General features: G+C 62.6%; 2 protein-coding genes. Both read left to right on the top strand.

Annotated features, from left to right (window positions below; all coding sequences use genetic code 11):
* Positions 1 to 341 precede the first annotated feature (341 nt).
* Positions 342 to 1,985, top strand: coding sequence for a ShlB/FhaC/HecB family hemolysin secretion/activation protein (locus tag IMW75_RS17145; RefSeq protein ID WP_205893292.1), 1,644 nt, complete (start codon positions 342 to 344; stop codon positions 1,983 to 1,985).
* A gap of 38 nt (positions 1,986 to 2,023) precedes the next feature.
* Positions 2,024 to 11,554: a two-partner secretion domain-containing protein gene (locus IMW75_RS17140; RefSeq protein WP_205893291.1), complete on the top strand. Its 9,531-nt coding sequence runs from the start codon at positions 2,024 to 2,026 to the stop codon at positions 11,552 to 11,554.
* The last annotated feature ends 671 nt before the right edge of the window (positions 11,555 to 12,225 follow it).

The following is a 12,225-nucleotide window of genomic DNA, read 5'->3' as shown; positions in this document are numbered from 1 at the left end:
ATAAGAAAGTTGAGAGTGAAGACCAAGTTTAATCATTGGCTGAATATTTTAGCCTCACGCTTAGCTTGAGCATTTAATACTGGCCGCAAAGCACTGCCTGTGCGAGGAAACTGCAAAAGAACAAAGTATCAGAAAGTTCTGTAGGAAAACTTAACCACTGTATGTAGGGATGTTCCTGTTGTCTCCAGCGGCATTGTTTCAAGGGGTGGCGAGTGCCAATCACAGTGTTACTTTAGTCCCCCTCGTTTATTACCCGGTTCTCCAAGTTGCCCTCATTACTGTCGAGGGCGCAATTCCTTACGTGCGTTTCGTTTATTTATATAAGCGTTATCAGCAGCACTATGGCCGCGCCCGTTACCAATCCCGGCGATCAGGACATTATCCGTGATCGCCAGAATCGCTTATTGCAAGAGCAGCGCCAGCGGCTGGAAGAGCTCAAGGCGTTGCCCGGCAGCCCGAGCATGCCGGACGCACCGGCCATGCCCGCTGATTCCCGTTGCTTTGCCATCGACACGATCGACATCGAGGGCGCCCAGCACTTGCCCGCCGGCGCGCGTTCGCCCCTGCTCAAACCCTACCTCGGCCAATGCCTGGACGTGGCCCGGCTCAATGAGCTGCTCAAGGTCATCACCGAGAACTACCTGTCCAGCGGGCTGGTCACCAGTCGCGCCTATTTGCCACAACAGGACCTGTCCAGCGGCCACCTGAGAGTGCTGGTGGTCGAAGGCACGCTTGAAGGCCTGGACCGCGCAGAGGACAGCGGGCTGTCGGCGCGTGAACTGGCCATGGCGTTTCCCGGCGCCGATGGCGAGCTGTTGAACCTGCGTCAGATCGAGCAACTGGTCGACCAGCTCAACCGGTTGCCATCGAACCAGGCCCGCATGGAACTGGCGCCGGGCGCGCAGGTGGGCGGCACCCGGGTCAGGGTGGAGAACACTGCGCAAAAACCCTGGCGCGCCAGCGTGTCGCGCAACAACGACGGGCAAAAATCCACCGGTGAACAGCAATGGGGCACCGCCCTGGAATGGGACAGCCCCCTGGGCCTGGCCGATCAACTGGTGCTACGCGGTGGTCACGACGCCGTCAGCGACCGACGCAAGACCTCGCAAAACGCCATGCTCTATTACAGCCTGCCCTGGGGTTGGTGGAACTTCAGCTACAGCTACAGCCAGAGCGATTACCGCTCGCAGGTCCAGGGCAATGGTTTCAACTTCAAGCAGTCCGGCGACAGCCAGCACCACCTGCTGCGCGCAGAACGGGTGATCCATCGCGACGCTTTAAGCAAAACCTCGATGAGCCTCGGTGTCGCGCACCTGCGCACCAACGCCTACATCGAGGACAGCCGCCTGGACCTGAGCAGCAATCGGCTGAGCGAGCTGCAGTGGGGCATCAACCACGGTCGCCGGGTCGCCAGCGCCTTCATCAACTTCGACCTGGGCCTGCAACACGGCATCGGCGCCTTCGACGCGCAAAGCGCAGGGCATCCCGGCCCCGGTGAACCCGAGGCGCGTTTTCGCAAGTACACCGCCACCGCCAGTTACCTGCAGCCTTTCACCCTGGCGGGGGAGTCCTTGAGTTTCACCAGCCTGGTCACCGGCCAGCGCAGTGACGATGTGTTGTTCAGCGCGCAACGCATCAGCCTCGGTGGCGCGTCCTCGCTGCGCGGTTTCAAGGACCAGCAGTTGAGCGGTGACAGCGGTGCCTACTGGCGCAACGACCTGCGCTGGGCACGCCCGCTGACCGTTGCCTGGTTGCGCCCGGCCTTGGCCGAATACGGCGCCAGCCTGGGCTACGACCAGGGCGTAATTACCCACGAGCGCTACAACGGTGATCAGCACGGGCGGGTCTCCAGCCATTCGCTGGAGCTGTTTGCCCGCGGCCAGCACCTGTCTGCCGGCGTGACCTTCGCCCACTCCCTGAAACGCCCGGCCGCGATGACGGAGCGTGAAGCGCCGATCTACTTTCGCCTGGATTTCTTCATGTAACCCTATTGCCGACAACGCCCTGTTGCATCGAGATTGATATGCCGACCCGTCCCTTTGCCCACCGTGACCACCAGCCCTCTGCCGCCCCTGCAAGCCCTGAACGCTTCTGCGGCCTGCCCAAGCGCGGCCTGGCGCTGATCCTGGCCAATGCGCTGTTCTGGCAGCCGCTGCTGGTGCAGGCCGATGGCATTGTGGTCAGCGGCCCCGGCACCTCACTGGGCCAGGCCGGCAATGGCGTGCCCATCGTCAACATCGCCGCGCCCAATGCCAGTGGCCTGTCGCACAATCAGTTCAACGACTACAACGTTGGCGCCAACGGGGTGATCCTCAACAACGCCACGACGCGCACCCAGGCCACGCAACTGGGCGGGATCATTCTCGGCAACCCGAACCTGCAGGGCTCGGCGGCCAGCACCATTCTCAATGAAGTCAACGGCGGTAATCCGAGCCACCTGCGCGGGTACACCGAAGTCGCGGGGCCATCGGCGCGCGTCATCGTCGCCAACCCTTATGGCATCAGTTGCAACGGCTGCGGCTTCATCAACACCCCACGTGCCACCCTCACCACCGGCACCCCGATCCTGAACAACGGACGCCTCGATCACTTTCAGGTCGATGGCGGCAGCGTGAGCATCGAGGGGGCGGGGCTGAATGCCGGCAACGTCGACAGCTTTGAGATCATCACCCGCACGGCCAGGCTCAATGCGCAGATCAACGCCCGCAACCTGACCCTGATCGCGGGCCGCAACGACGTTGACGCACAGACCCTCAATGCCACGGCGCGTGCCGACGACGGCAGCGTGAAGCCACAGCTGGCCATTGACTCCACCGCGCTGGGTGGCATGTACGCCGGCGCCATCAAACTGGTGGGCACCGAAGCCGGTGTCGGGGTGCGGTTGGCCGGCAACCTGGCCGCCAGCGGTGGCGATATCCAGATCGATGCCAATGGTCATTTGACCCTGGCCCAGGCGGCGTCCAGCCAAGGCATCAGCGTCAAGGCGGCGAGCCTGGAGGCGCAAGGTCCGGTCTACGCCGGCACCGCCCTGGAGGTTAAAACCAGCGGCGCCTCAAGCAACCGGCAAAGCCTGGCTGCCCGTGATCGCATCAGCCTGAGCGCCGGTGGCCAACTGACCAACAGCGGCATCATCGAGGCCGGCGTCAATGCCGACAACAGCCGCAACAGCGTCGGCGATATCAGCCTCAGTGCGCAGCACCTGCGCAACAGCGGTAGCGTGACGGCCAGTCGCAACCTCGACGCGGGCGTCAGCCAAACCCTGGATAACCGTGGCGGCACGCTGAGTGCGCAAAACGGCGTGCAGGTCAGTGCCGCGACGCTGGACAACCGTGAGCAGGGGCGTGTGCTCAGCCACAACAGCCTCACCCTGCACGCTGACCAAGTGCTCAACCAACAGGGCCTGATCAACAGTCGCGGCCCGCTCCAGGCTCAGGTGGGTCACCTGGATAACAGCGCGGGTGAGTTCTCCAGCGCTGCAGCGGCCGTCCTTAATTTGGCATCCCTCGACAACGTCGCCGGCCTGATCATGGCCGGGCAGGACCTTCGCCTCAGCGCCAGCGGCGCGATCAATAACCGTAACGGTCAATTGGGTGCAAACCAGGCGTTGAGCCTCTCTGGCAGCACCCTGGATAACCGCCAGAATGGACGGGTCAGCGCTACCGGCGATCTTGACCTCAGCGTTACGCACCTGGACAACCAGGGCGGTGAACTGATCGCCCAGGGCAACCTGAACCTCACCGGCACCACCCTCGATAACCGCCACAATGGCTTGCTCGGCGCGGCCAAAGTCCTGACCGTCCAGGTCGACACTGTGGATAACCGAGGCGGGGAGCTATCCAGCTCGGCGGCGCTGAACCTGAGCGGCCAGCAACTGAACAACAGTGACGGCGGCAAGGTGCTGGCCGGCACGGACCTGAGCCTTGGCGTCGCGCAAGTGCTCAACCAAAGCCAGGGCTTGCTGCAGGCCAAGGGCCGTGTCTCATTGGCCGGCCAGACCCTGGACAACGGCGGCGGGGCGGTCAATGCCCTGTCGGCAGTGGACATCCGCCTCGACGGTGCCCTGACTAACCTCGGCGGTTCAGTCAGCAGCGAAGGCGCACTGACGGTGAGCGCCGCCAGCCTGAACAATCGCCAGGGCAGCCTGTCCAGTGCCGGCCCACTCAGCCTGACCAGCCGCGGGGTGGTCGACAACCAGGGCGGTCAGCTGGTCGCCGACGCCAGCCTCAGCCTGCACAGCGCCAGCCTGGATAACCGCCAGCGCGGCAACATCAGTGGCAAGGGCCCTGTGCGCCTCGACACGGGCGCGTTCGATAACAGCCACGGCGGGCGCCTGACCAGCAGCGATACCCTTGAACTGACGGCCACCCAGGTGACCAACCAGGACACCGGCCGCATCGCCAGCGACCAGGCTTTGACCGCCAACGTCACCGGCCTGGACCAACAAGGCGGCCTGTTGTTCAGCAACAGCGCGCTGAACCTGAGCCTCAATCGCGGCCAGTTGAACAACCAGAACGGCCTGATCAGCGCACCGCGGCTGATGCTCGGCCACCTCAACGAAGTGAACAACCAGGGCGGGGAAATCTCCAGTGCCCAAGCCTTTACCTTCGCCGCCAACAGCCTGGACAACACAGACGGCAAACTGCTGAGCAACCAGGCACTGACCGTGCGCGTGGAGCAGGCGCTGGGCAACCTCAAAGGCCTGATCGCCGCGTCGGCCCTCGACGTGCGCGCCGCCAGCCTCAACAACCAGGGCGGCACCCTGACCAGCCGTGACATCCTGGACCTGAGCGTCGACGGCCTGCTGGACAACCAGGCTCACGGCCTGATCAACGCCACCCGGCGCCTCAATATCCAGACCGCCGCGCTGAACAACCAGAACGGCGGATCGCTGCTGGGCAGCGCCATCGCCCTGGATTTCGGCGCGGCGGGCGGCGACCTGAACAACGCCGGTGGCCTGATCACCACCGCTGGTGCGCTGGGCATCCACCACCTGCGCGACCTGAACAACCAAGGCGGCGAAATCTCCAGCGAGCAAAGCTTTGCACTCGCCGGCCGCCACCTCGATAACCACCACGGCAAGCTGATCAGCAGCCAGTACCTGACGCTCGACGGCCTTGGCGTGACCAACCAGAACGGCCTTATTTCCGGCTGGGAAGGGCTGGCCGTCAACGCCAGCAGCCTGGACAACCGCAACCACGGCACACTCTCCAGCCGCAACGGTAACCTCGACGTAGCCGTCAAAAACGCCTTGCTCAACAGCGATGCCGGCGCCTTGGTCAGTCAGCACAACCTGACCGTCAAAGCCGGCAGCCTCGACAACCGCAACGGCGGAATCCTCTCCAGCGCCGCCGCTCAGGCACTGACCGTCGACGCTGAGTTGAACAACAGCCAGGGCGGCCAGATCGACAGCGGTGCTGCCCTGACCGTTCAGGCTTCAACCCTCAACAACCGCGGCGGCGCGATCAGTGCCGCGCAGGCCCTGGGCATCACCGCCGACGCGCTGGATAACAGCAGCGCCAGCCTGATCGGCAACAACGCCGTCACCCTCAACCTGCTTGGCGCCCTGACCAATACCCAGGGCAAACTCGCCAGCGCCGGGCTGTTGCGCCTGAGCGCCAGCCAGGTCGATAACCAGGGCGGCCAACTCGCCAGCCAAGGGCTGTTCACCCTCCTGACGGGCGGCCTGGACAATCGCCAGCGTGGCACCGTCGCCGCCAACGATTTGCTGACGCTGACCGCCACTGGCGTGGTGCAAAACGACGCCGACGGCCTGATCTACAGCCAGCACGGCGATGTGCAACTGCAAGCCGCACGCCTGAGCAACGACCAAGGCACCCTGCAAAGCCAGGGCGTGCTGACCCTGGACGTTGCCGGTGATATCGACAACCAGCAAGGTCGTATCCTCGCCCAGCACGGTGACCTTAACCTCAACGCCGGCAACCTCGATAACCGCGGCGGCGTCCTGGCCAGCCTGCACGCCACACTGACCGCCACCCTCAGCGGTTGGCTGCAAAACGGCATCCACCTGATCAGCGGCCAGGGCGGCACCACCCAGGCCGAGCGCCTGAACCTGACGACGGCCAGTATCGACAACCAGGGCGGGCGCCTTGCCGCTCAATCGGGCGATGTGCTCCTCAACACCGGCCACTTCGATAACCGCAGTGGCGGCCTTTACGCCGCACAACGCCTCAGCGTCAACGGCGCCGACCTGGACAACCGCGCAGGGCAGATCGCCGCTCAACAGATCGACTTCAGCCTGGCCGGTGCCCTGAGTAATGCCCAAGGCATCCTCGAGAGCGACAGCACCCTCAACATCGCCGCCGCCCACCTGGACAACCAGGGCGGTCAACTGCGCGCCCTCGGCACCCAAGGCGCCAGCCGTTTCCAAATCGCGGGCCTGCTGGACAACCGCCACGGCACCCTGGAAAGCGCCAACACCGACCTGAGCCTGGGCCTGGGCGGTTTCCTCAACACCGGCGGCACCGTGCTGCACGTCGGCAACGGCACCTTCGATATCGCCACCGCCAACGTCATCAATGCCGGCGGCGACCTCATCACCCGGGGCGGCCTGACCCTCACGGCCGACCAGTGGACCAACAGCAGCGTCATCCAGGCCGGGCGCCTGAGCGTCAACGTCAACGACTTCACCCAGAGCGCCAGCGGCCAATTGCTGGCCGCCAACAGCCTGATCGGCACCGGCGTGAACTGGCGCAACGACGGCCTGATCGCCAGCGACGGCAGCCTGGACCTGGGGCTGAGCGGCCTCTACACCGGCAAGGGTCGACTGAGCAGCCGGGGTGACTTGACCCTGAGCACCGGGCAATTAAACCTGCCTGAAGTGGCGAGTATCGCCAGCGGCGGCGACAGCCTGATCACCGTCGCCGGCGTGCTGAACAACTACGGTCGCCTGACCTCCAGCGCCGACCTGATGCTGCACGCAGGCGCCGTGAACAACTACGGCACCCTGGGCAGCGGCCAAGACCTCACCCTCGCCACGGCGGCGTTGCTCAATGATCATGGCCTGATCTTCAGTGGCTGGGACATGGGCCTGCGCGTCGCATCGCTCACCAACAGCTACGCCAGTCTCTACAGCCTGGGCGACCTGGACATCGACCGTGACGGCGCTGGTGGTTGGGCCTCCAGCATCGTCAACAGCTCCGGCTTGATTCAGAGCGACGGCCGCATGAGCCTGGCCGCCAGCACGATCAAAAACATTCGTGCGCTGCTGACGGTCTCTGACGACGGCATCTACACCGCCAAAATCGAACAAATCCCCTGCATCGAAGGCGTCAACGCCGGTGACTGCGGCGGCAAGCAAAACCGCGTCTGGGAAATCGTGCAGCGCGAAAAACTGCAAGTCACCGCCGCCAGTGCCGCGTCGAGCATCACCGCCGGTGGCGACCTGACCCTCAACGGCGGCGACCTGCTCAACCACAGCAGCACCATCGCCACCAGCGGCAACCTGACCGCCACGCTGAACAACCTGACCAACACCGGCGTGCAGACCTCCGATACCGAAACCGTGCGCGTGTTTCGTACCCAACGCGCCAGCAATGGCAGCGGCTGGGTCAACATGGCCCAGGCGTTCACCGACCGTTACTGGCTGCACGGCAACGGCTACGACGCCGGCAACCTCGGCGGCCTGGCGGCGGCCATGAGCCAGTTCATCGGCACCACCGAAGCCGAATTGCCGCAGTTTGGTCGCGTGACCCAACTGGGCACCGGTGACCAACGTTACGCCGCGATCATCCAGGCCGGCGGCAACGTCAACATCACCACCCAGAACGACTTCGACAACAGCGTGGTGCGTGCCGGCTTCGAGTACGTCGGCAGTGGCCCGAGCACCAACACCAGCGCCCCGGGCAACGCATTTTCCAACCGCGTGACCCTCAATCAGCAACTGCCCCCAGACCTGGCACAACAGCAAATCAACCCACTGGCGCTGCCAGGGTTCGAATTGCCCACCGGGCAGAACGGCCTGTTCCGCCTCAGTGGCCAGGGCAGTACCCAGGGCGACACCGGCCCGCACAGCTGGAACCTCGGCGAGGCCAGCGTCGGCGCGGCCGAGCGGCAACAAGCCATACCCGGCACCGAGGGGCGCGACATCAGCGCCGACCCGTCCGGCAACCAGGGCATGGCCGGCGCGGTCAATGTGGCCAAGGTCCAGGGCCTGCCCGGCAACACCGGGCAATCCCAGCCGCATAAATACCTGATCGAAACCAACCCGGCACTCACCGACCTTAAGCAATTCATGAGCTCGGACTACCTGCTCAGCCAACTCGGCTACAACCCCGGCGACAGCGCCAAGCGCCTGGGCGACGGCTTCTACGAGCAGCAGCTGATCCAGCAAGCCGTGGTCGCCCACACCGGCCAGCGCTATCTCGACGGCTTGACCTCCGACGAAGACATGTTCCGCTACCTGATGGACAACGCCATCGCCAGCAAGGACTCGCTGATGCTGTCGCTGGGCGTCAGCCTCACCGCCGAGCAAGTGGCGGCCCTGACCCACGACATCGTCTGGCTGGAAAACGCGATCGTCGACGGCCAGCAAGTCATGGTCCCGGTGCTGTATTTGGCCCAGTCCGACAACCGCCTGGCCGCCAACGGCGCGCTGATCCAGGGCCAGGACGTCAGCCTGATCGCTGGCCACAACCTCGACAACGCCGGCACCCTCAAGGCCACCGGCAACCTCGCCGCCATGGCTGGCAACAACCTGGTCAACAGCGGCCTGGTGCAGGCCGGCAATCGCCTCGACCTGCTGGCCGGCAACGACCTCACCAACCAGGCCGGCGGCATCATCAAGGGCCGCGACGTCAGCCTGACCAGCCTCACCGGCGACATCAGCAACGAACGCACCGTCACCAGCCACGACAGCAGCAACGGCTTCAACACCCAGCACCGCGACTTCGTCGACAACGCCGCACGCATCGAAGCAGCCAACGACCTGACCATCACCGCAGGCCGCGACTTCAACAACCTCGGCGGCGTCCTGCAAAGCGGCCGCGACACCAGCATCAGCGCCGGCCGCGACGTCACCCTCGGCTCGGCCACACAACTCAACAGCAACGAACACGGCAGCAAAAACCGCGACCTCGCCATCACCCAACACAGCGCCAGCCTCGAAGCAGGCCGCGACCTGTCCATCAACGCCGGCCACGACCTCGCCATCGTCGCCAGCCAACTGGACGCCCAGCGCGACCTCGCCCTGAACGCCGGCAATAACCTCACCCTGGCATCCGCCGCCAACGAAGACCACAGCTACAGCAAAACCCACAAAGTCGAAGCCCAGGAAGACCACGTCAGCCAGGTCGGCACCAGCCTCAACGCCGGCGGCAACGTCACCCTCGGCGCCGGCCAGGACCTCACGCTGATCGCCAGCACCGTCACCGCCGGCCAGGAAGCCTACCTGGTCGCCGGCGGCAACCTGCAGTTGCTAGCCGCCCAAGACAGCGACTACTCGCTGTACGACAAGGAAAAGAAGGGCGGTTGGGGCAGCAAGGAAACCCAGCGTGACGAAGTCACCGACATCAAGAACATCGGCAGCCAAATCAACACCGGTGGCGACCTGACGCTGGTCAGCGGCGGCGATCAGCTGTACCAGGGCGCCAGGCTCGACAGCGGCAACGACCTGACCCTGCAAAGTGGCGGCAGCATCACCTTCGAAGCCGTCAAGGACATGCACCAGGAGAGCCACGAAAAGAGTAAAGGCGACCTGGCCTGGAACTCCGCCTCGGGCAAAGGCAACACCGATGAAACCCTGCGCCAGAGCCAGTTGGTGGCCCAGGGGCAGATGGCGATCAATGCCGCGAATGGATTGAACATCGACCTCAAGGCCATCGACCAGAAGTCGGTAGGCGAGACCATTGATGCCATGGTGCAGGCCGATCCGAACCTGGCTTGGCTCAAGGATGCGGAGCAGCGTGGGGATGTGGATTGGCGTTTGGTCCAGGAAATCCACGACGCCTACCAGTACAGCAACTCGGGACTGGGCGTTGGCGCACAACTGGCGATCGCCATCCTGATGGCTGCCTTTGTCGGCCCTGCTGCCATGTCGGCGCTGGGCGGTACTGGCGCAGTGGCCGCAGGTGGGGCAGCCATCGCCACAAGCGCAGCAACCAACGCCACCGTCAGCTTCATCAACAATGGCGGCAACCTGGGCGCCGTGTTCAAAGACGTCACCTCCAGCGATGCCCTCAAGGGCTACGCCATTTCCGGCCTCACGGCCGGCATGACCGCGGGCTACTTCAACGAATGGACCGGTACCACCACGAATCCGGTCACCGGCAAGATCACAACCGATCTCGGGACATGGGGAAACGTCGGCCAATTCGCCGCCAATCAGGGCCTGCAAAACGGCACCTCGCTGGCGCTGAACAAGATCATGGGGCAGGGCGGTGACTTGGGCAGCGCTTTGCAAAGCACCTTGTTCAATACCTTGGCGGCTGCGAGCTTCAATGCAGCAGGAGATGCCACACACGGCATCTTCCCTGACGGCAGTCCGCCAAAAATCTTGATTCACGCCATGGTCGGTGGCCTGTTGGCGCAAGTCAGCGGCGGCGACTTCAAGACCGGCGCACTCGCGGCAGGCGCCAACGAAGCCTTGGTCGTCCAGCTCGATAGCTTGGTAGGTGGAAACGAAAACCTGCTGAGCATGACCTCGCAACTGGTGGGTGTGCTGGCGGCGGCAACGCAGCGTGATGCGGATGGCGAAAGCCTGCAAACCGGTGCGTGGGTGGCGCAGAACGCTACGCAGTACAACTACCTGAATCATCAAGAAGCTGGTGATTTAGTGAAGGACCTGAAGGGCTGTCGAGCGGCGGGGGACCCGGCGGCTTGCCGATCGGATGTCACAGCGAAATACGAGAGCCTCGGCGACAAAAAAACCGGCATCACCCTGTTGCAGTGTGAGGACTTCTCAACGTGCAACGCACTGCGAACAGAAGTGGAGGGCGGCTTAAACGTACTTGATCAGTTTGACCGCAATGGTGGGTTGAGCCTTGAGGAACAGTCAATTGTTCGGGGTTTTCAAGACAGCAACCAAGACGACTTACGCCTGACCGCGCAAAAAACCACTCAGGCTACGAACGGTGAGATTGCTGGTATCGTTCTTACGGGTGGATTGGGAGCTGGCGCTAAGGTTGTTGGTGAAGTTGGGGCTGGTGCAAAAGGAGTGTCGGGGTCCGCTCTGACTAGGGACGAATTGATTTCGGGATTGCCTGTAGGCACTAAAATCACCCCAGGAAGGGTGGTTGATATCCGTAGGTTGCCAGATGGCCGAACAGTCTGGCTGGAAAAGGGTACTGATGCTGCCGGATTGCAACACATCTACAAACGACACGAAGCCGACTTTGTCAAAAAAGGCATCTCACGTGATGACATTCCAAATGTTGTAATGAGTGCTCTTGAACGTGGGAACGTTGTCGGGACCAATGGTTCGGCTAATGTTTATCGCATCACGCACAATGGTGTTGAGCAAAACATCGCAGTTGGGGTTGGCTCGAACGGCTTCGTGGTTCGAGCTAATCCGGTCACTTCTTGGAAACCATTGCCATGATCAGGTTAAGACTAACGAGTGAGTATTTAGCTGTGCCGATATTCTGCCCAGATCCGGATAGAATGGGGCACGTTGATATTGAAGATTTGCCCTTTTCTCCAAAGCTGAGGGTCAAAATCAGTGAGTGGGACGGTGAGTATCAGTCGACGTTCAATAGCGACTACCCGCCCGATTCTTGTTTTGCCACGCCTGAGGCAGAGCTTCGGCACAAAGCAGAGGGGGAGGAGCTGGCCAAATCGATGCAGCAAGAACTAGGGAGCAGTTATATGGTTGAGTATTGCCCATAGTCTATAATTCGTCGGTACAAAAGGCGTTGAAATACCAGCTTTAGTAGACAAACCGTTGGGCTAGGGTTCGACGGGTAGATCTACGCCTGCTAACTTTCGTGAAAAGCTTGCAATGGAGCAGGCTATTTAAAATCCTGTTGCTGGTCGCCCACTGACGGTTCCGATGATTGATTTCCGATGGCCGGCAACTGATGGCTGGGTGAAATCGGCGCAAAATATCAATGGAATCGAAATTCACTATGTAAGAAACTCCATTACTGGAGCAGTTGACGACTTCAAATTCAAGTGAGTGAAAATATGCTAGCCTTATGCCAGGCTAATCTCGGTAGCGCTATCCCAACAAAGGAGCGCTATTTGAATGAGGTTGATCAAACTAGCTATTCT

Source organism: Pseudomonas gregormendelii (assembly GCF_017114825.1).
Lineage (GTDB): Bacteria > Pseudomonadota > Gammaproteobacteria > Pseudomonadales > Pseudomonadaceae > Aquipseudomonas > Aquipseudomonas gregormendelii.
Note: the sequence above shows the minus strand (reverse complement) of the source record. Positions and strands in the feature narration are given on the sequence as shown.